This is a genomic window from Ectopseudomonas khazarica, assembly GCF_017915135.1.
Taxonomy (GTDB): Bacteria; Pseudomonadota; Gammaproteobacteria; order Pseudomonadales; family Pseudomonadaceae; genus Aquipseudomonas; species Aquipseudomonas khazarica.
In genome coordinates this window covers 136,717-157,922 of sequence record NZ_CP068551.1, presented here as the reverse complement: position 1 = coordinate 157,922, position 21,206 = coordinate 136,717, and the positions used below count along the sequence as shown (strand labels likewise).

The following is a 21,206-nucleotide window of genomic DNA, read 5'->3' as shown; positions in this document are numbered from 1 at the left end:
GCGCTGAGGGTGGCTCTCCGGCCACGAGATGAATCCGCGCCGACGAAACCGGGACTGAGGAGCGAGAGAAGATTGCGTTGATGCGTGGGAGGGGCTTCAGCCGCGACCGCCCGCCTGAACCTGCCGCTTACTCGCCGCCAACGGCGAAATTGGGCAGGCTGTTGACCGGCTGGCGGAAGTTGAACGGAATGGATTCGACGGCCAGGCCGACGTTGCGCTGGACCACGAAGTGCAGGTGCGGGCCGGTGCTGTTGCCGGTATTGCCGGAGCGCGCCAGCAGGCTGCCGGTCTCCACCCGCTGCCCCTCGCGCACGCTGACCGAGCCGCGCATCAGGTGCAGGTAGACCCCCATGGTGCCGTCGTCATGCAGGATGCGCACGAAGTTGCCGGCAGGGTTGTTGCCGCGCCCGCTCTGCTGGTTCTCGGTCTTCACCACCACCCCACCACGGGCCGCGACGATGGGCGTGCCCTCGGGCATGGCGATATCCACCGCGTAGCGCCCCTTGGCCGTGAAGTGGCTGTAGGTACCGTTGGCGCCCTGGGTCTGCCGGAACGGACCACCCCGCCAGGGCAGTGGATAACGATGGATGCTCGGTTGCAGACGCGGGTCGCCGAGGGCGTAGCGCAGCTTCGGCTTGTAGCGCAGCGGCTTGCCCGCATCCTGCGGCGTCAGGGTGGCGAGACGGATCTTGCTGCGCGGCGGCAGCACCCAGCGAATCGGCTTGCTCGGTGCGCCGATGGCGTTCTTCACCTGCTCCAGCCTGAGCTCGATCTCCACCGGCGCATACAGGTCGTTGCGAATCAGCAGCGTCTCGCCGGCTTCGTGCTTCTTGGTCTCCAGCTTCACCTGGTTGTCCAGGCGCTCGACCATGCGGTCGTTGAACACGAACACCTGGGCACCAGGCGCCGCCTGATCGCTGTAGGTCACCACGCCGTTCGCGTCGACGTACTTGTAAACGGTCAGAGCAGCAGCCTGGCCACAGAGAACCAGCAGACTGCAGAAAATGATCAAACGCCCTAGCATAACGATTCGGATCTTATGGCTTTTTGCTATCCGGATTGAAAAGACTAGCAGCGCGGGAGGGCATGCGCGAGGAAGCAACCGTCAGGCTGTGAACCGGCTCACCGCCGCCGGTCGCTCCGGTGCCATGTGGATCACCGCGCGAATCAGGCGCCCGGAGAGAAATGCTTCTGCGCGGTACCGCGTGCGATCAGCCGCGACAGGTAGTCGAGCTTCTGCGGGTCGCGGTCGACGAAACGGAAGGTCAGCTGCAGCCATTCGCTGTCGGGTTTGGGCTCGAACGCCGCCACGGCATGCAGGTAGCCGTTGAGGCGGGCGGTTTCCGCTGCCTCGCCCTGCTCCAGATCGAGCACCGCGCTCTCGAGTACCTGCGGCAGGACATCGGCACGCCGCACCACCAGCAGCGCCTCCTTCAGGCTCAGCGCCTTGATCACGCAGGCCATGCTGCCGGACGGCAGGCGCAACTGGCCCTGGCCGCGCCCGGCCGGCGCCTTGCTCGCGGCCGCGGGGGCCGGTTTGGCGAAGGCCGCTGCCGGGGCTGGCGCGGCCGGTGTCGGCGCACTGGGTTTGACCACCTCGGCCTTGCCACCGGTGAGTGCGGCCAGCGAATCGTTGGCGAAGCCACCGCCGCTCAGCATCTTGGGCGCAGCACTGGCGGTGAGCGCCTGCAGCTTGCCGGCGCGGCTCAGGGCCTTCTTCACCTTGGTGACCAGTTGCTCGTTGGAGAACGGCTTGCCGATGTAGTCGGAAACACCGGCCTGGATGGCCTGCACCACGTTCTCCTTGTCGCCACGGCTGGTGACCATGATGAACGGCGTGGTTTTCAGGTCGTCCTGCTCACGGCACCAGGTCAGCAGCTCCAGGCCGGACATCTCTGGCATTTCCCAATCGCAGAGGATCAGGTCGACCGCCTGCCGGCCCAACAGCTGCTGGGCCTTGCGACCGTTGACCGCTTCCTCGATCTGTACGCCGGGGAAGTGATCACGCAGCCCTTTCTTGACCAGATCACGGATAAAGGTCGCGTCGTCCACCACCAGCACACTGACTTTGCTCATCGGCCTCTCCTGTACGAATGGCAATAAGCATAGTCATGGCCAGTGGCCTAAGGCCAACGGAAACGTCGGGTAAACGACAAATCGCGCAAACGCAACGGCCCGGGAAGTCCCGGGCCGCTGGCTCGACGCAGGCATCAGTCCGCGGATTTGCCTTCGACTTCCTCGCGCATGCGGGTCAGGCCGATATGCCGCACATCGGTACCACGCACGAGGTAGATCACCAGTTCGGCGATGTTGCGTGCATGATCGCCGATGCGCTCCAGCGAGCGCAGCGCCCAGATCACGCTGAGCACGCGGGTGATCGAGCGCGGGTCTTCCATCATGTAGGTGACCAGCTCGCGCAGCGCCGTCTTGTACTCGCGGTCGACGGTCTTGTCGTACTGCGCCACGGACAGGGCCAGGTCGGCGTCGAAACGGGCGAAGGCGTCCAGCGCCTCCTGGACCATCCTGCGCACCTGATCGCCGATGTGGCGAACCTCGACGTAACCACGCGGCGCCTCGCCTTCCTCGCACAGCTGGATGGCACGCTTGGCGATCTTGGTCGACTCGTCGCCGATGCGCTCGAGGTCGATCACCGACTTGGAGATGCTGATGATCAGGCGCAGGTCGGAGGCCGCCGGCTGACGACGGGCGAGGATGCGCACGCATTCCTCGTCGATGTTGCGCTCCATCTGGTTGATCTGGTCATCGATCTCGCGCACCTGCTGAGCCAGGCCGGAGTCGGCCTCGATCAGGGCGGTGACGGCATCGTTGACCTGCTTCTCCACCAGGCCGCCCATGGCCAGCAGGTGGCTGCGCACTTCTTCCAGCTCGGCGTTGAACTGCTGGGAGATGTGCTGGGTAATGTTGTCTTTGTTCATCAAGTTCGCTCCGCGAAAGCTTCAAGCTGCAAGCCGATCGGTGAAGTGTCTGGTTACCGCAAGCTGACCGGCAACTTGCGGCTTGTAGCGTGCCGCTGTCCTCAACCGTAACGACCGGTGATGTAGTCTTCGGTCTGCTTCTTGGCCGGGTTGGTGAACAGCGTGTCGGTATCACCGAACTCGATCAGCTTGCCCATGTACATGAACGCGGTGTAGTCGGAGACACGCGCCGCCTGCTGCATGTTGTGGGTGACGATGACGATGGTGTACTTGCTCTTGAGTTCGTAGATCAGCTCTTCGACCTTCAGCGTGGAGATCGGGTCGAGTGCCGAGCAGGGCTCGTCGAGCAGCAGCACTTCCGGCTGTACCGCCACGGTGCGGGCGATCACCAGACGCTGCTGCTGACCGCCGGACAGGCCCAGTGCCGAATCGTGCAGACGATCCTTGACCTCGTCCCACAGTGCCGCGCTCTTCAGCGCCCATTCCACCGCTTCGTCGAGCACGCGCTTGCTGTTGATGCCCTGGATGCGCAGGCCATACACCACGTTCTCGTAGATGCTCTTGGGGAAGGGGTTGGGCTTCTGGAACACCATGCCGACGCGGCGACGCAGCTCGGCGACATCCTCGCCCTTGCGGTAGATGTTGCGGCCGTCGATGTTGATCTCGCCATCGACGCGGCAACCATCGACCAGGTCGTTCATGCGGTTGAAGGTGCGCAGCAGGGTCGACTTGCCGCAGCCGCTCGGGCCGATGAAGGCGGTCACGCGCTGCTTGGGGATGTCCATCCTGACGTCGAACAGCGCCTGCTTCTGACCGTAGAACAGGTTCAGGCCCGGCACTTCGATGGCCGTGGTCTCGTCGGCCAGGCTCAGGCTCTGCTTGTCGCGGCCGAGGGCGGCCAGGTCGATACCGTGGGTATGGGCTTCGTGTTGCATATGGGCTCACTCCGTTCGCAGCTACAAGCTGCACGCTACAAGCTGCAAGCCGGTCGCCGCGCTTCTCGTTGAAGCTTGCGGCTCGGGGCTTGCGGCTCGAATTTAATGATCCAGCGCCTTGTACTTCTCGCGCAGGTGGTTACGGATATAGACCGCGGTCAGGTTGAGCAGGGCGATGACGATCACCAGCAGCAACGCGGTTGCATAGACCAGCGGGCGGGCCGCTTCTACGTTGGGGCTCTGGAAGCCGACGTCGTAGATGTGGAAGCCCAGGTGCATGATCTTCTGATCCAGGTGCAGATAAGGGTAGTTGGCGTTGAGCGGCAGGCTCGGCGCCAGCTTGACCACGCCCACCAGCATCAGCGGTGCCACCTCGCCGGCGGCACGCGCCACGGCGAGAATCAGGCCGGTCATCATCGCCGGGCTGGCCATCGGAATCACTACTTTCCACAGGGTCTCGGCCTTGGTCGCACCGAGCGCCAGCGACCCTTCGCGCACCGCACGCGGAATACGCGCCAGGCCTTCCTCGGTGGCGACGATGACCACCGGCAGGGTGAGAATCGCCAGGGTCAGCGAGGCCCACATCAGGCCCGGCGTACCGAAGGTCGGCGCTGGCGCCGCCTCTGGGAAGAACAGCTGGTCGATGGAACCGCCCAGCACGTAGACGAAGAAGCCCAGGCCGAACACGCCGTAGACGATCGAGGGCACGCCGGCCAGGTTGTTCACGGCGATGCGGATCACCCGGGTCAGCGGGCCCTGGTGGGCATACTCACGCAGGTAGACCGCCGCGATCACACCGAACGGGGTGACGATCACCGCCATCAGCATGACCATCAGCACGGTGCCGAAGATGGCCGGGAAGATGCCGCCCTCGGTGTTGGCCTCACGCGGCTCGTCGCTGATGAACTCCCACACCTTCATGGCGTAGAAGCCGAGCTTGTCGACGCTGCTCATGGCATTCGGACGGAAGGCGCGGACGATCTTGCCCAGGGCGATCTCGGTCTGGCGGCCGTCGCTGGCGGTCAGGGTCACGCTGTCGCGGTTGATCTGCTGGGTCAGCGCCACCATGCGCTCTTCGAGCACCTTGTACTCGGCATTCAGGGCATCGCGGCGAGCGTCCATGTCGGCCTGGGCGGCAGCGTCCAGCTTGTCCTGCAGCTGCAGCTTGCGCCCTTCCAGGCGAATGCGCTCCAGACCATGGTTGATGCGGCCGATGTCGCTCTTCTCCAGGCGCACCAGTTGGGCGTGCAGCTCGTCGACCCGCTCCAGGCGCTGCTGCAGCTCGGCCCAGGCGGCATCGCCCTCGGCGACCAGCTGACCACTTTCCTTGACGTTGACCAGGTTGCCGTAGAAGTTGCCCCACTCGCGGCGCTCCAGCACGGTGATGTCCGCCGGCTTGCGCAGGTTGCTCAGCCATTCGCCGACGACCCAGGTGAAGTCCGCGCCGAACAGCTCGCGGTTACCCACCTTGAGCAGCTCGCGGGTCATGAATTCGCCGCCCTCTTCGGCGACCGGCAGGCCGGCCGCAGCGAGACGGGCACGCGGGACTTCCTCGGCCTGCACCACTTCGCCGAGCATGACCCGGGATTCCTGGCCAGGCACCTGATAGTCGGCCTCGATGATATCCGCCGGCCAGAAGTGCCCCAGGCCGCGCGTGGCGATCACCGCCAGCAGGCCGAGGGTCATGATGATGGCGATGGCGACCGCGCCGCCGCTCATCCACACGCCGGGGGCGCCGCTCTTGTACCAGGATTTCAGGTTGTTCTGTTTCACGGCATCACACCTTGAATGAAATCATTCTTTACCTCCCCTCTCCCGCTGGCGGGACAGGGGCCGGGGGAGCGGGTCGCGGCGTTGTTCGCACGGCCCTCTCCCGCCCTTCGGGCACCCTCTCCCATCAATGGGCGAGGGTCATCAGTTGGCCTGCTGCGCAGGCCATTCTTTACAGCGACGAATACTTGGTACGCAGACGCTGACGAATCAGTTCGGCCAGGGTGTTCATCACGAAGGTGAACATCAGCAGCACCAGTGCCGCCAGGAACAGCACGCGGTAATGGGTGCCGCCAACCTCCGACTCGGGCATCTCGACCGCGACGTTGGCCGCCAGGGTGCGCATGCCCTCGAAGATGTTGACGTCCATGATCGGCGTGTTGCCGGTGGCCATCAGCACGATCATGGTTTCCCCCACGGCGCGGCCCATGCCGATCATCAGCGCCGAGAAGATACCGGGGCTGGCGGTCAGGATGACCACGCGGGTCAGGGTCTGCCAGGGCGTCGCGCCCAGCGCCAGCGAGCCGAAGGTCAGGCTCTTGGGCACGCTGAACACGGCGTCTTCGGCGATCGAGTAGATGTTCGGGATCACCGCGAAGCCCATCGCCAGGCCAACCACCAGGGCGTTGCGCTGGTCGAAGGGAATGCCCAGGTCATTGGACAGCCACAGGCGCATGTTGCCGCCGAACAGCCAGTTTTCCAGGTGACCGCTGATCGCGATGGAGAACCAGCCCACGGCGATCACCACGGGGATCAGCAGCGCGGCTTCCCAGCCATCGGGAACGCGATGACGCACCGCCTCCGGCAGCTTGCTCCAGATGAAGCCGAACAGCAGGATGCCCAGCGGCGTCAGCAACAGCAGGCTGAATATGCCGGGCAAGTGGTTTTCCAGGAACGGTGCGAGGAACAGGCCGGCGAAGAAGCCGAGGATCACCGTCGGCAGCGCCTCCATCAGCTCGATCACCGGCTTGACCTTGGTGCGCATGCGCGGCGCCATGAAATAGGCGGTGTAGATCGCCGCGGCGACCGCCAGCGGTGCCGCCAGCAGCATGGCGTAGAAGGCTGCCTTGAGCGTGCCGAAGGCCAGCGGCGAGAGGCTCAGCTTGGCTTCGAAGTCGGTGTTGGCGGAAGTCGACTGCCAGACGTAGTCAGGCTCCGGGTAGCTCTCGTACCAGACCTTGCCCCACAGCGAGCTCCAGGAAATTTCCGGGTGCGGGTTGTCGACCACGAAGCGCTGCAGCTTGCCGTCGGACTCGACCAGCACGCGGGTGGCGCGCGGCGACAGGGCGGCGGCGGCCTTGCCGTCGGCGACCTGTTCCTTGAGCAGGGTACGGTGCGCGGTGCTGTGGAAGATACCGAGCAGGCCGCTCTCGTCGAGCGCCATGAAGCCCTTGCGACGCTCTTCGGGAAGAATCTGGGTGACCGCGCTGCTGCCCAGCTGGAAGCTGCGGATCGACTGGAAGGTGGATTTGCCGTCCTTGTCACGCACCATGAACCACTGCTGGATGCCGCCCTTGGCGTCGCCGATCATGATGGAGATGCCGCCCAGCAGGCTGGTGGCGCTGGTGACACGGTTGGAGGCGTCCTTGAGCAGCTGGTAGCGGCCATTCAGGCTGCGCTTGCGCAGGTCGAAGACATCGGCGTTGGAGTCGCCATTGAGGACGTACAGCCACAGCTGGCGGGGATCGAGGATCAGCTGGCTGATCGGCTCACCGATCTGCGGCAGGGCGATGCGCTCTTCGCTGACGCTCACTTCGCCAGTGAACAGGTTTTCCTCGCGACCGAGGCTGATCAGGTGCAGCTCGCTACCGGTAGAGCCTGCCAGCATCAGCGTGCCGCTGTTGAGGTTCAGCGCCACGTGCTCGAGCGGGCGGCCCTGCGGATCGACCTCGATCGGCGTCTCGCCGTACGGATAGTCGATGCGCGGCGCGATGGTGCGCACGTTGTCCGGGTAGGTGATCTTGTAGTTGTGCTGGATGACCAGCGCCTGGCCATTGCTCAGGCCCAGCGCCACGCGGCGGCTGCCCGGCTGGTCCTGCGCGACCGAGGCGACGCTGACGCCTTCCGGCAGCGGCAGCTGCACGCGCAGCAGCGCTTCGCCGTTCTTCAGCTCGAAGAACTGCACCGCACCGCTGGCGTCCAGGCGCATGGCCACCTGGTTCTGCTCCTCGACGGCCAGCATCAGCGGCGCCGGGGCGTCAGCCAGCCAGGCCGGCTGCTGAACCTTGCGCGCATCCAGTTCGGCGCCCTGGAACATGGGCAGTACCACGTGCGCCAGGTAGAAGAAGATCAGGGTGATCGCACCCAGCACCGCCAGGCCACCGACGGAGACGTACCAGCGCGCCATGCGGTCCTTGAGGGCACGCAGGCGACGCTTGCGTTGCAGGGCGGGGGTATTGAAGTCGATCCCCAGCGGATTCTGAGAGCGATTCACGGATTCGTTTGCCAAGTCATTCATGCGAGAAGTCTCTGCGCGGGCTCAAGTGCAGCGCATAGGGCTGTCCAGGCTTGTCAATCTAGCGAGCTTGTATGACAGAAAGGTTACAGTCACCTGACATGACGAAGCCCACCACTCGAATCGAGTGGCGGGCTCTTCCGACCATCAGCCGAAGATCAGCGGGTCGGCGGCGTCAGGCACTGAAATTACAGGCCCAGTTCCTTCATGGTCTTCTCGACCACTTTGGACGGCAGCGGGATGTAACCATCCTTGACCACCACTTCCTGACCCTGCTTGGACAGCACCAGCTTGACGAACTCGGCGTCCAGCGGGCTCAGCGGCTGGTTCGGCGCCTTGTTCAGGTAGACGTAGAAGAAACGAGCCAGCGGGTACTTGCCGGACAGCGCGTTGGTTTCGTTGGCTTCTTCTACCTGGCCGTTCTTGTCGACCAGCGGAACAGCGCGAACGCTGGAGGTCTTGTAGCCGATGCCCGAGTAACCGATGGCGTTCAGGGTGCTGGAGATCGACTGCACCACGGAAGCCGAACCCGGCTGCTCGTTGACGTTGGCGCGGAAGTCACCTTTACACAGAGCTTCTTCCTTGAAGTAACCGTAAGTGCCGGATACCGAGTTACGGCCGAACAGCTGGATCGGCTTGCTCGCCCACTCGCCGGTCAGACCAACGTCACCCCAGGTTTTCAGGTCCTTGTCTTCGCCGCACAGACGGGTGCTGGAGAAGATCGCGTCGACCTGATGCATGGTCAGGGCCTTGATCGGGTTGTCCTTGTGCACGAATACCGCCAGGGCATCGATGGCGACCGGAACGGCGGTCGGCTTGTAGCCGTACTTCTCTTCGAAGGCCTGCAGCTCGCTGTCCTTCATCGGACGGCTCATCGGGCCCATGTTGGCGGTGCCTTCGGTCAGCGCGGGCGGCGCGGTGGAGGAACCGGCGGCCTGAATCTGGATGTTGACGTTGGGGTAGTTCTTCTTGAACTCTTCTGCCCACAGGGTCATCAGGTTGGCCAGCGAGTCGGAGCCGACGCTGGACAGGTTGCCCGATACACCGGAAGTCTTCTCATAGGTCGGCAGAGCCGGGTCGACGGCGGCTACAGCAGATACGGCGCTTACGCCGGCGGCGGCGAAAGTCAGGGCCGCCATCAAACGCTTCAGTTTCATGCCTTGCTCCTAGCAGGATAGTGTTGGATGGAACGGGCCCAAGTATCTGCAGGCCACGTGAACACTCTATGAAACGAATGTGACAGTTAAATGAACGCTGATGACTTTTCATTGCAACGATGCAAAGCGGCCTGCCGCGAGGACGCAACCTGCGGATGAGCAGCGCTCGCCCGCTGCCGGACAGCCAATGAAAAGCCCCCGCACGCAAGGCGTGCGGGGGCTCGGGGCTGACGCTGGGCGTTACTGCATGTTCTGCTTCAGCGCACGCATGCGGTCATGGCAGGCACGCACCTTGGGCATCTCCACGGCCAGCAGCGCACGGACGTCGTTGTCCGAGTCCTCCAGAGCGTCCTCGAAGGCGTGCAGGATGCGGTCCTCGGCCTCTTCCAGCTGGGCGACGTAGGTGGCCTCTTCGTCCTTGGCCAGGGTGGCGCGGGTATCGGCGTACACCTGGCGCAGCTTGCCCAGCATGGTGCCGCCGGCTGCCGGTTCGCTCTGGTTGGCCGCGACCTTGACGCTCAGCGCGTCGATCACTTCGGTCTTGGCGCGGACCATGTCACGGACCAGCGCCTGCAGGCGGATGTCCTTGACCTCCTCGTGGGCGTGCTCGTAGAAGCGTTTGCCGTCACGGGTGATCTCGATCAGTTCGTTGAGTTGTGCGGTCTTGCTGCTCATGGAATGACTCCTTGGCGATGGGACTTGCGGATGGCTGACCGCGCCTGCGGTCAGGATGAAAAAAGCTTCAGCCGGTGATGCGCAGGGCGTCGGCATCCACGCCACGCACACCACGGATGTTGCGGGCGATCTCGACTGCCAGGCGCTTCTCGGCGCTGCTCAGCACGCTGCCGCGCAGGCTCACCAGGCCATCGTCGGTGTTCACCGAGATGTTCAGCGCATCGAGGTTGCGGCTATAGAGGAAGCTGGCCTTGACCTTGCTGGTGATCCAGCTGTCGCTGATGTCCTCGCGCGCCTCATCCACTGCGGTCTGCACTTCACTGCTGGTGCTGTCGGCGGTGCTGATGCTGAGGTGGTTGAACACCTCGCGCACGCCGTCGGTGTTGGCGGCCAGCTGGCCGGCCAGCTCCTTGGCCGCCGGGGTCTGTGCACGGCCGCTGAGGGTGATGGCACCGGTCTCGCTCTTGACCTGGATGTCCAGGCCACGGGTGTTGCTGTTCCACAGCAACTTGGACTTCACGGTGGCGGCCAGGCTGGCGTCTTCCAGACGCTGCACCAGACCCGGCGGGTTGCCGCTGGCGGCCTCGCCCGCGACCTCGATGCGATTGTCCACCGCGTCGATGCCCTCTATGCTCAGGGCCACCTGCTCGGCCAGGTCCTTCTGCACGGCGTTCTCGACCTTGCCGGTCAGCGTGGCCTCGCCAGCCTCCACCTCGATGTCGAGCTTGAACGGATTGAGATGACGGTTGAGCGCGAAGGCGGTCCAGATGGAGCCTTCCTGACGCGCGGCTGCCAGTTGCGCGGCCAGCTGACCGTCAGCTGCCTGACTGGCCAGCGGCGTCAGGCTCAGCATCAGCGCAGCGCTCGTGGCCAGCAGCAAGGGTTTGAACCGGGGCATGGATTCACTCCTGCTCATGAAAGGACAAGAGGAATATCGCAAGCCCCGTGCCAGCCGATACAATCAATTAAATTCGTTATAAAACAACAAGTTAAAAACAATAAAGGCACCCTGCCTGCATGCAGGCTGCAGCATCGGCGCGGTCAGGCCGTGCAACTTGCACGGTTTTTACCTGACTAAGCTGCATCGACTCGTCAGACGGAGCACATACATGGCAGTTTCAGAGCAGACCAGTGGACGCATCCTGCTGGTGGACGACGAAGCCGCAATCCTGCGCACCTTCCGCTACTGCCTGGAGGACGAGGGGTACGACGTCGCCGGCGCCAGCAGCACGGCACAGGCCGAAGCACTGCTGCAGCGTCAGGTGTTCGACCTGTGCTTCCTCGACCTGCGCCTGGGCGAGGACAATGGCCTGGAGCTGCTGGCGCAGATGCGTATCCAGGCGCCCTGGATGCGCGTGGTGATCGTCACCGCGCACTCGGCAGTGGACACCGCCGTCGATGCCATCCAGGCCGGCGCCGCCGATTACCTGGTCAAGCCCTGCACCCCGGACCAATTGCGCCTGGCGGCAGCCAAGCAGCTGGAGGTGCGTACCCTGGCCGCACGCCTGGAGGCCCTGGAGGGCGAGGTGCGCAAGGCCAAGGACGGCCTCGACTCGCACAGCCCGGCGATGATGGCGATCCTGGAGACCGCGCGCCAGGTCGCGGGCACCGACGCCAACATTCTCATCCTGGGAGAGTCCGGCACCGGCAAGGGCGAACTGGCCCGCGCCATTCATGGCTGGAGCCGCCGCGCCAAGCGCACCTGCGTGACCATCAACTGCCCGTCGCTGACCGCCGAGCTGATGGAGAGCGAACTGTTCGGCCACGCGCGCGGCTCCTTCACCGGCGCCAGCGAGAGTACCCAGGGCCGCGTCAGCCAGGCCGATGGCGGTACCCTGTTCCTCGACGAGATCGGTGATTTCCCGCTGACCCTGCAGCCCAAGCTGCTGCGCTTCATCCAGGACAAGGAATACGAGCGCGTGGGCGACCCGGTGACCCGCCGCGCCGACGTGCGCATCGTCGCCGCCACCAACCTCGATCTCGACGAGATGGTCCGCGAAGGACGCTTCCGCGAGGACCTGCTCTACCGCCTCAACGTCATCACCCTCAAGCTGCCCGCGTTGCGCGAACGCCACGAGGACGTGATGTCGCTGGCCGAGCGCTTCCTCGCCCGCTTCGTCAGCGACTATGGCCGGCCGGCCTGCGCCTTCAGCGACGAGGCGGTTGCGGCGCTGCAGGCCTACCACTGGCCGGGCAACATCCGAGAGCTGCGCAACGTCGTCGAACGGGCCAGCATCATCTGCCAGCAGGAAACCGTGGAGGTCGCCCACCTCGGCCTCGGTGGCAGTACGGAAGCGCCGACCAGCACCGTGCGCGTCGGCGCGCCGATGAGCCTGGAGGAGCTGGAGAAGGCCCACATCGCCGCCGTGCTGGCCAGCAGCAACACCCTGGATACGGCGGCGAAGACGCTGGGCATCGATACCTCGACCCTCTACCGCAAACGCAAGCAATACAACCTCTGACCCCTGGGATCACCATGCAGCTGCCGATGAAGCTTCGCACCCGGCTGTTCCTCAGCATCTCCGCGCTGATCACCGTCGCCCTGCTCGGCCTGCTCCTGGGGCTGTTCAGCGTCACGCAGATGGCCAGCAGCCAGAGCGAGCTGATCCAGCGGGGCTTCAGCGCCGTGGAGATCGGCCAGAAGCTGCGCCAGCACCTGGGCGAGGAGCTGCTGATCCTGATCGGCGACACGCCCAAGCCGGAACAGCTTGCCAGCAGCCGCCAGGCCTTCGTGGCCACCCTCGACCGAGGTATCGCCGCCAACCTGGGCAAGCGCTACAGCCGTGGCCTCGAGCAGGCGGCCGTGCTGCACCAGCGGATGGTACAGGCCGCCAGCGCCGGTACACCCGCCGGTCAGTCGCCCCATGCCCTGGCCAACTACGATCCCTTCAGCGAAGCCTTCCAGAACCTGCGCCAGCACCTGCTGGACCTGCAGAACCAGGTGATCGAGCGGGTCAGCGAGGCCGAGCAGCAGGCCGCCGAACGCTCACAGCTGATCGCCGCCCTGCTCGCCCTGATCGGCGTGGCGGTACTGATCATCGGCGTGCTCACCGCCCATGGCATTGCCCGCCGCTTCGGCGCGCCCATCGACCTGCTGGCCCGAGCGGCCGACCAGATCGGGCGTGGCCAGTACGACGTCGTCCTGCCCGTGTCGCCAGTGGCCGAGCTGGCCCTGCTGAGCCGCCGTTTCGGCCTGATGATCGAGGCCCTGCGCGAGTATCACTCGAGCAACCTCAACCAACTGCTCAGCAGCCAGGGGCGTCTGAAGGCAGTACTCGACAGCATCGACGACGGCCTGGTGATTCTCGACGCACACGGCCGTATCGAGCACGCCAACCCGGTCGCGTTGCGCCAGCTGTCCTGGCACACCGACCTGCTGGGGCAGAGCATCGGCCCGCTGCTGCCCGGTCACGCCGTGGAAGAGGCATTGCACCAGGTACTCGCCGGCGAACTGCTCAGCGAGCCGCCCGCCGACCTGCAGATCGAGCGCGACGGCGAGACGCGCCTGCTGGCCTGGGCACTGACGCCGGTGCAGGTCAGCGAGGGCGGCAGTGTCGGGGCGGTGATGGTGTTGCGCGACGTCACCAAGCAGCGCGCCTTCGAGCGCGTGCGCAGCGAGTTCATCCTGCGCGCCTCCCACGAGCTGCGTACGCCCATAACCGGCATGCACATGGCCTTCAGCCTGCTGCGCGAACGCCTGCAGCTGCCCGCAGGAGGCCGCGAGCAGGACCTTATGCGCACCGTCGACGAAGAGATGCACCGCCTGGTACAGCTGATCGACGACCTGCTCAACTTCTCGCGCTACCAGAACGGTGTGCAGACCCTGCAGCGCACCCCGCAGGACCCCGCCGGCCTGATCCAGGACGCCCTGCAGCGCTGCGCAGACGAAGCCCAGGAGCGCGAGGTCGCCCTGGTCAGTGAGATCCACGAGGTACTGCCCGCGATCAATGTCGACGCCGAACAGGTGTCGCGCCTGCTCGACAACCTGCTCAGCAACGCCCTACGCTACAGCAATCCCGGCGGCACCGTGCGGCTGCAGGCACGGCGCAGCGGCGAACAGGTCATCGTCAGCGTGCAGGACGCAGGCGAAGGCATTCCCTTCGGCCAGCAGAGCCGTATCTTCGAGCCGTTCGTTCAGGTCGGCAGGCGCAAGGGCGGCGTCGGCCTGGGCTTGGCACTGGCGCGGGAAATCGTCCAGCTGCACGGCGGTCAGCTCAAGGTCGACTCGAGCCCCGGCGAAGGGGCGCTGTTCTACTTCAGCCTGCCGGTGTGACGAAAACGCCGCACTGCGTGCGAACAGCTTTGGCTCCCCTCTCTCATTCATGGGAGAGGGGTTGGGGGAGAGGGCTGAAATGCCGCAAGACTGCGTGTGGCGTCTTCGCTGGCGTCAGGTGATGAACGAACGGGTCAGCGCAGCACCGGGTCGAACTTGATACGACGCCCGAGCATCAAGGCCACCAGGAAGGCCAGGGCGAACAGCGCGCAGGCGCCCTTGAGCAGCAGCGCAGGGCTGCCCTCCAGGCCTGGGCTCAGCCACAGCACGGCGAGGCTGAGCAGCGTCATGATCAACAACAGGAAAGCGCTTCTGGACATGGCCGGACTCCTGTCGCTCAAAATACCCAGCGCGGGCTGCTGGCAGGGCGCGGCTCACGGTTGGCGGTAGCGGTCTTGCCGTCGCTGGCGGTGCGCAGCCACTGGCCGTCATCCTCGGTGCTGCGGGCAGCGGGCTGGCGCAGGCTGCCAGACGCCTCCGAGCGCACGGCGGAGCCAGAGGTCCAGGCCTGCGCACTGGGCACCGTCAGTTCGGCGGTACGCGCCATGGCCCCTGCCGAACCCGTGAAGTCCGTGGCGTAAGCCCCGTTGACCAGCAATGCAGTGATGCAGAACAGGCTCATTCGGACGATGTACATGACGCTTCTCCATTAGCAGATCAGTCGAGGACTTACATGACTGAATCTGCAGCGCTCATGCCAACACCAAACGAATAAAAATATCCTTATAAATCAATAACTTAATGCAATCTCAAAGCGCCATTCCCATGCACTTTGCAAGATGCACGAAGTACGACACGTGCAAAATGCACGATCAGCCGCGACGCGGCAGCACGACGCTGAAACAGGAGCCCTCGCCAAGGCGACTGCTCAGCTCGATACGCCCGCCGTGCGCCTGGACGATCTGCTCACTGATGAACAGGCCAAGCCCCAGGCCCTGCGCGACAGCGCTGTCGCCGACCCGCTCGAACTGTTCGAACACGCGACGCTGATCCGCTTCGGAGATGCCCATGCCCTGATCGCGTACCTCGGCGCGCACGGCATCACCCTCGGCGCTCACCCGCACGGACACCGGCTTGCCGCCACCGTAGCGCAGCGCATTGGTCAGCAGGTTGGCCAGCACCTGCTCTATGCGGAACTCGTCCATCAGCACCGGGGCCTGGCCATCCACCCTCAGTTCGACCTGGCAGCCGGTGGCGCTGAACTGCGCGGCCAGGCTTTCCACCACGTTTGCGGCCAGCACGCCGAGATCGCCCGGCTGCGGACGCACCGAGAGCTTGCCGGTGCGAATGCGCGAGACATCCAGCATGTCGTCGATCAGGCGGCTCAGGCTGCGAATCTGCCGTTCGTCACGCGTGATCATCTCCTGCAGTTTTTCCGGTGTGAATGCGTCCTCCCGGCCCTGCTCCAGGCGCAACCGGCGCAGTTGCACATCGAGGATCAGGCCGTTGAGCGGAGTGCGCAGCTCATGGGAGGCGATGGACATGAACACGTCGCGCATCTGCACCGCCTTCTGCAGCTCGGCCTGGGTTTCGCGCAGTTCGGTGAGCAGGGCCTCCTGCTCGCGGCGCGCCGCCTCGACCACTTCCAGTTGCATGCTCAGCGCCTTGCGGTGGCGGTACAGCTCGACGAACATCGCCACCTTGCTGCGCACCTCGAAGGGCGACAGCGGCTTGTGCAGGAAGTCCACCGCACCGCTCTCGTAGCCACGGAAGGCGTAGTCCATGTCCCGGCCAACGGCGCTGACGAAGATGATCGGGATGTGCTTGGTCCTCTCCGTGCCGCGCATCAGTTCGGCCAGTTCGAAACCGTTCATGCCCGGCATCTTCACGTCGAGGATGGCCAGGGCGAACTCGTGCTCGAGCAGCAGCGACAGCGCGTCGTCGGCACTGTTGGCTTCGAACACCGTGCGGTCCTCGCTCTGGATCAGCGAGCGCAGGGCCAGCAGGTTCTCCGGCAGGTCGTCGACGATCAGCACCTTGGCTTCAATCTTCCTTAGCATGGCGGGGCATCCAGTTCATTCAGCAGTACGCGCATGGCGGCGATGGGGAGAAGGAAGTCCGGTTGCAACAGCGCCAGCGCTGCTTCCGGCATGGTGGGCACCTGGGCGTCGGCGGGGTCCTGCACCAGAGCCAGGCCACCGGCTCGCTGGACGGCCAGCAGGCCGAGCGCACCGTCTTCATTGGCGCCGGTGAGCAGCGCAGCGGCCAGGTATTCGCCGTAGGCATCGGCGGCAGACTCGAAGAGGATGTCGATCGACGGCCGGGAGAAATGCCGCGGCTCCTCGCGACTCAGGGAGAAACTGCGATCTCCCTCGATGGACAGGTGATACCCGGCAGGCGCCACATAGACCCTGCCGCCACACAGGTATTCCTTGTCCTCGGCCTCCTTGACCGGCAGTTGCAGGCGCCGCGCGAGCAGTTCGGCGAGCAGACTGTCGTTGCGGTCCGGCACATGCAGCAGGCAGACCACCGGCAGCCGGTAATCGGCCGGCAGGTCCTCGAGCAGCTGCAACAGCGCCTCCACGCCGCCGGCCGAGGCACCGATGAGCAGGGCCTGCAGCGGCGCACGCAGTTGCCCGCGCAGGTTGATCCGTTGGCTGCTCATCGCTTGCGGAAGATCCGCTCGGGGCGCGAGACCGCCTCGAACTGCTGGGCGTAGGCGGAGAAGTCCAGGCTTTCCTTGCTGCCCAGGCCGAGGAAACCACGGTGGCACAGCGACTCGTGGAACAGGCCGAGGGCGCGGTCCTGCAGGTCGCGGTTGAAGTAGATCAGCACGTTGCGGCACGACACCAGGTGGGTCTCGGCGAACACGCTGTCGGTGGCCAGGCTGTGGTCGGCGAAGGTCACGTTGCTGCGCAGAAACTTGTCGAACAGCACCCGGTCATAGGCCGCCGAGTAGTAATCGGAGAAGGCTCGCTTGCCACCGGACAGCTGGTAGTTCTGGGTGTAGGTACGCAGGTTGTCGAGCGCGAAGATGCCCTGCTCGGCCTTCTCCAGCGAATGCGGGTTGATGTCCGTGGCGTAGATCATGGTGCGCTCCAGCAGCTCTTCCTCGTGCAACAGGATGGCCAGGGAATACACCTCCTCTCCGGTACTGCAGCCGGCCACCCAGATCTTCAGCGACGGGTAGGTGTGCAACAGCGGCACCACCTGTTCGCGCAGTGCGAGGAAATACCCGGGGTCACGGAACATCTCGCTGACCGGGATGGTGAGGTACTGCAGCAACTGCATGAACGCCTGCGGCTCGTGCAGGATGCGCTCCTGCAGCGCGGAAATGGTCGGGCACTCCAGCTGGGCCTGGGCCTGACGCACGCGGCGCTTCAGCGACGCCTTGGAGTAGTCGCGAAAGTCGTAGCTGTAACGCAGGTAGATCGCCTCGATCAGCAGGCGCAGCTCGATCTCGTCAGGCATCAGAGACGCTCCAGCTTGGGCATCCACACGCGGATCAGGGAGAACAGGCGGTCCAGGTCGATGGGCTTGGCCAGGTAGTCGTTGGCACCCGCCTCACGGCAGCGCTCCTGATCATCCTTCATAGCCTTGGCCGTCACCGCGATGATCGGCAGGTTGTTCCAGCGCGCCTGCTGGCGGATCTGCCGGGTGGCCTCGTAGCCGTCCATCTCCGGCATCATCACGTCCATCAGCACCAGGTCGACGTCGTCGTGTTCACGCAGCTTGGCCAGCGCCTCGATGCCGTTGCGCGCGACCACCACCGTTGCGCCCTTCTGCTCCAGGGCGCTGGAGAGGGCGAAGATGTTGCGCACGTCATCGTCGACCAGCAGCAGGCGCCGCCCCTCGAACAGCTTGTCGCGGCTGCGTGCGGTCTTGAGCATCTTCTGGTGCTCGCTGGACAGTTCGGCCTCGACCTTGTGCAGGAACAGGGTGACCTCATCGAGCAGGCGCTCCGGCGAGCGCGCGCCCTTGATGATGATCGAGCGCGAGTACTTGAGCAGCTCGGCTTCCTCGTCGCGGGTCAGGTTGCGCCCGGTGTAGACGATCACCGGCGGGAAGGAGCAGATGTCTTCCTCGGCCATGCGCCGCAGCAGTTCGTTGCCCTGCATGTCGGGCAGCTTGAGGTCGATTATCATGCAGTCGAAGACCGTGTCGCGCAGCTTGTCCAGCGCCTCGCCGGCCAGCGCCACGGCGGTGATCTCGATGTCTTCGTCGCCGATCAGGCGGGCGACGCTGTCGCGCTGCAGGGGGTCGTCCTCCACCAGCAGCACGCGCTTGACCTGCTGGTTGAGCTTGGCTTCGAGCTTGCCGAACACGTCCTTGAGCTGATCGCGACTGGTCGGCTTGAGCGCATAACCGACGGCCCCCAGGTGCAGGGCCGCTTCGCTGTGGTCATCCACCGACACCACATGCACGGGGATGTGGCGGGTCTGCGCGTCGTCCTTCAGGCGTTGCAGCACGCCCAGGCCGGAGCCGTCGGGCAGGCGCATGTCGAGCAGGATGGCATCGGGGCGGAACTGCTGGGCCAGCTCCAGGCCTTCGTCGGCGCAGGTCGCCACCAGGCAGGCGTAGCCCAGCTCATGCGCCAGGTCGAAGAGAATGCGCGCGAAGCGCACCTCGTCCTCCACCACCAGCACGCGGCGGCCACCGCGCTCGCCGAGTTGCTCGCGGTCATCCGCGAACGGCGCCGGCGGGCGTGGTGCGACGACGCCAGTGGAGGCAGCGGGCAGTGCAACAGGCGCCGGCGCCACGGGCACGGGCGCCGGCGCGAGCGCACTCGACGGCAGCGGGCCGACGCTTTCCAGCAACTGTTCGGGCAGTACCAGGGTGAAGGTGCTGCCCTCACCTGGCACGCTGGCCACCGCGATGCTGCCGCCGAGCAGGCCCGCCAGATCGCGCGAAATGGACAGCCCCAGGCCGGTGCCGCCATAGCGCCGGTTGGTGGTGCCGTCGGCCTGGCGGAAGGCATCGAAGATCACCTCCTGCTGGTCCGCGGCAATGCCGATGCCGGTGTCACGCACGGCGAACGCCAGCGTCTGGCCGTCCTGCCGCGCCACGCTCAGCGTGACACCGCCACGCTCGGTGAACTTGAAGGCGTTGGACAGCAGGTTGCGCAGGATCTGCTCGGCGCGCTGGCGGTCGGTGAACAGCACGTCCGGCAGGTCGCCCTGCCGGAGGATCTCGAAGCCGAGGCCGCGTTCACGGGCCAGCGGCCCGAACACGTCGCGCAGGCCCTCGAGCATGCCGGCCAGCTGCGTGCGCTCGGGACGAACCTCGAGCTTGCCGGCCTCGACCTTGGCGATGTCGAGAATGTCATTGATCAGGTTGAGCAGGTCGTTGCCGGCGGAGTAGATCGACTCGGCGAACTTGACCTGCTCCTTGTTGAGGTTGCCCGCCGGATTCTCCGCCAGCAGCTTGGCCAGGATCAGCGAGCTGTTCAACGGCGTGCGCAGCTCATGGCTCATGTTGGCGAGGAACTCGGACTTGTAGCGGCTGGCCCGCTGCAGCTCCTCGGCACGCTCCTCCAGCTGCGCCTGGATACGGCCCAGGGTGGTGTTGCGCTGATCCAGCTCGTCGCGCTGGTCGGCGAGCACCTGGGTCTGCTCGGCCAGCTTCTCGTTGGTCTGTTCCAGCTCGGCCTGCTGGGTCTCCAGGTGCGCCTGGGACTCCTTGAGCACGTTGGCCTGCTGCTCGAGCTCTTCGTTGGCGGCGCGCAGCTCTTCCTGCTGGGTCTGCAGCTCCTCGTTGAGCTGCTGGGTCTGGCCCAGGACTTCCTGCAGGCGCTGGCGATAGCGCGCAGCCTCCAGCGCGGTGCCGACGTTGCTGGCGATGGCCCCGAGGAACTCGCGCTCACGCGCATCCAGCTGACGCATGAAGGCCAGCTCGACCACACCGTTGATACGGTCCTCGGACTGCAGCGGCACCAGGGCGACGCTGACGGGCAGGCCCTCGCCGAGGCTGGAGGCGACCTTGATGTAGTCGCCCGGCAGACTGTCCAGGTAGACCGGGCGACGCCCCTGGGCGGCCCGCCCGACCAGACCCTCGCCCCGGTAGAACTGTTCCTTGAAGCTGGCGTCCTCACTGAAGCCGTAACCGGCCACGCGTTGCAGGTCGCCGCTCTGGGCATCGCGCAGATAGAGCGCCGCGACCACGCAGTCGAGGTACTCGGCGAGGAACTCCAGCGAGCGGTCGGCCAGCTCCTGCACCCGCGGCTGGCCGAGCAGGCGTTCCGCCAGCTGGGTCTGGCCGGCGCCCAGCCAGGCCTGGTCGCCCTGCTTCACCGCGAAGTCCGCCTGCCTGGCCATGGCCTGTGCATAGGTGCTCGAGAGGTTCATCAGTTCGCGGCGGCCGAACAGCGCGAGCAGCGCGCTGAACAGGATGCTGATCACCAGGTAGGTGCCGGCGCCCCACAGCGTGCCCGTGCTGACCTCGGCGTTGCGCTGCTGGCGCAGCTCACGCTCGCCGCTGATGAAGGTATCCAGCTCGCGGCGCATGCCATCCATGAGGTTCTTGCCGCGCCCACTGCCGACGTCACCGAGGAAGTCGCCCCCGTCGCGACGGCTGACGATCACCTCCTCGGCATAGGTGTCCCATTGTTCCTGCAAGGCGCGCAGACGCTCGATGCGCTGTATCTGCGACGGATTGTCGACGACGATCTCGGCGAGTTGCTCGGTCAGCGGGCCGAACTTGCCGCGTGCGAGTTCGTAGGGCGCCAGGTAGTTCTCGTCAGCACTGAGCAGGAAACCGCGCATCCCGGTCTCCATGTCCAGCGTCAGCTTGTACACCTCGCTGGCCCGGTTGAGCACCTGGTCGGAATGCTCGACCCAGCGCATCACGTTGAGCAGGTAGCCAATCAGCACGGCGAAGAACAGTGCGCCTACCAGCCCCAGACCGAGGGGCAGCCCGACATTGCGATTGAGGATTCGGCGAAAACCAGCCTCGTCCATGGCGGACTCATTCGACATTGGGGCGTCCATTCGATGATTGTCTCGCTGCTTCTTATAGTGGGAGGTGGCCTGTGGCAAACTGACCATGTGCAGACCCGGAAGTTTGCCA

General features: G+C 65.3%; 17 protein-coding genes. 2 read left to right on the top strand and 15 right to left on the bottom strand.

The features are described 5' to 3' along the window. Window positions 1-127 precede the first annotated feature (127 nt). The 9 genes from JLK41_RS00755 to JLK41_RS00715 form a co-directional block, all read right to left on the bottom strand. Window positions 128-1,024, bottom strand: a complete 897-nt coding sequence (locus tag JLK41_RS00755; RefSeq protein ID WP_037053889.1) for a peptidoglycan DD-metalloendopeptidase family protein — start codon at window positions 1,022-1,024, stop codon at window positions 128-130. 143 nt (window positions 1,025-1,167) lie between these two features. Then, on the bottom strand, window positions 1,168-2,076 hold the full coding sequence (locus JLK41_RS00750) for a response regulator (RefSeq protein ID WP_037053891.1): 909 nt from the start codon (window positions 2,074-2,076) through the stop codon (window positions 1,168-1,170). A 134-nt stretch (window positions 2,077-2,210) separates the two neighbouring features. After that, on the bottom strand, window positions 2,211-2,936 hold the full coding sequence (gene phoU / locus JLK41_RS00745) for a phosphate signaling complex protein PhoU (RefSeq protein ID WP_394346205.1): 726 nt from the start codon (window positions 2,934-2,936) through the stop codon (window positions 2,211-2,213). Between the two features lie 101 nt (window positions 2,937-3,037). Beyond that, window positions 3,038-3,871, bottom strand: a complete 834-nt coding sequence (pstB, locus tag JLK41_RS00740; protein WP_037053897.1) for a phosphate ABC transporter ATP-binding protein PstB — start codon at window positions 3,869-3,871, stop codon at window positions 3,038-3,040. Window positions 3,872-3,973: 102 nt separating this feature from the next. Then, window positions 3,974-5,644, bottom strand: coding sequence for a phosphate ABC transporter permease PstA (pstA, locus tag JLK41_RS00735; RefSeq protein WP_037053900.1), 1,671 nt, complete (start codon window positions 5,642-5,644; stop codon window positions 3,974-3,976). A gap of 169 nt (window positions 5,645-5,813) precedes the next feature. After that, entirely contained in the window at window positions 5,814-8,099 is a 2,286-nt protein-coding gene (locus tag JLK41_RS00730; RefSeq protein WP_150607478.1) for an ABC transporter permease subunit, read from the bottom strand. A 185-nt stretch (window positions 8,100-8,284) separates the two neighbouring features. Continuing rightward, window positions 8,285-9,253: a PstS family phosphate ABC transporter substrate-binding protein gene (locus JLK41_RS00725; protein WP_037053906.1), complete on the bottom strand. Its 969-nt coding sequence runs from the start codon at window positions 9,251-9,253 to the stop codon at window positions 8,285-8,287. 240 nt (window positions 9,254-9,493) lie between these two features. Next, the gene (locus tag JLK41_RS00720) at window positions 9,494-9,928 is read right to left on the bottom strand and encodes a PA2169 family four-helix-bundle protein (protein ID WP_210390144.1); all 435 of its coding nucleotides are present in this window, start codon (window positions 9,926-9,928) and stop codon (window positions 9,494-9,496) included. 67 nt (window positions 9,929-9,995) lie between these two features. Further along, window positions 9,996-10,826: a BON domain-containing protein gene (locus JLK41_RS00715; protein ID WP_210390143.1), complete on the bottom strand. Its 831-nt coding sequence runs from the start codon at window positions 10,824-10,826 to the stop codon at window positions 9,996-9,998. 211 nt (window positions 10,827-11,037) lie between these two features. Between JLK41_RS00715 and algB the strand changes: the two genes are divergently transcribed. Together algB and JLK41_RS00705 are read left to right on the top strand one after the other, a co-directional pair. Next, window positions 11,038-12,390 (top strand): sigma-54-dependent response regulator transcription factor AlgB, encoded by a 1,353-nt coding sequence (gene algB, locus JLK41_RS00710; RefSeq protein ID WP_037053914.1) that lies wholly within the window; start codon window positions 11,038-11,040, stop codon window positions 12,388-12,390. Window positions 12,391-12,404: 14 nt separating this feature from the next. Then, on the top strand, window positions 12,405-14,201 hold the full coding sequence (locus JLK41_RS00705) for an ATP-binding protein (protein WP_210390142.1): 1,797 nt from the start codon (window positions 12,405-12,407) through the stop codon (window positions 14,199-14,201). A gap of 134 nt (window positions 14,202-14,335) precedes the next feature. On the opposite strand, the gene JLK41_RS00700 is transcribed toward JLK41_RS00705, so the two are convergent. The 6 genes from JLK41_RS00700 to JLK41_RS00675 all read right to left on the bottom strand — a co-directional run bounded on the left by JLK41_RS00700 (window position 14,336) and on the right by JLK41_RS00675 (window position 21,115). After that, complete coding sequence (locus JLK41_RS00700; RefSeq protein ID WP_210390141.1) at window positions 14,336-14,521, bottom strand: PA3371 family protein; 186 nt, start codon at window positions 14,519-14,521, stop codon at window positions 14,336-14,338. A gap of 17 nt (window positions 14,522-14,538) precedes the next feature. After that, window positions 14,539-14,838 (bottom strand): hypothetical protein, encoded by a 300-nt coding sequence (locus tag JLK41_RS00695; protein WP_210390140.1) that lies wholly within the window; start codon window positions 14,836-14,838, stop codon window positions 14,539-14,541. A 175-nt stretch (window positions 14,839-15,013) separates the two neighbouring features. Beyond that, complete coding sequence (locus JLK41_RS00690) at window positions 15,014-16,201, bottom strand: hybrid sensor histidine kinase/response regulator (protein ID WP_210390139.1); 1,188 nt, start codon at window positions 16,199-16,201, stop codon at window positions 15,014-15,016. Continuing rightward, the gene (locus tag JLK41_RS00685; protein WP_134677572.1) at window positions 16,195-16,806 is read right to left on the bottom strand and encodes a chemotaxis protein CheB; all 612 of its coding nucleotides are present in this window, start codon (window positions 16,804-16,806) and stop codon (window positions 16,195-16,197) included. Before JLK41_RS00685 ends, JLK41_RS00690 begins: the two co-directional genes overlap by 7 nt. Further along, a complete protein-coding gene (locus tag JLK41_RS00680) occupies window positions 16,803-17,612 on the bottom strand; it encodes a CheR family methyltransferase (RefSeq protein ID WP_037053926.1) in 810 nt (269 codons plus the stop codon). The genes JLK41_RS00685 and JLK41_RS00680 overlap by 4 nt, the downstream gene beginning before the upstream one ends. Continuing rightward, the gene (locus JLK41_RS00675) at window positions 17,612-21,115 is read right to left on the bottom strand and encodes a response regulator (RefSeq protein ID WP_210390138.1); all 3,504 of its coding nucleotides are present in this window, start codon (window positions 21,113-21,115) and stop codon (window positions 17,612-17,614) included. The genes JLK41_RS00680 and JLK41_RS00675 overlap by 1 nt, the downstream gene beginning before the upstream one ends. Between the last annotated feature and the right edge of the window lie 91 nt (window positions 21,116-21,206).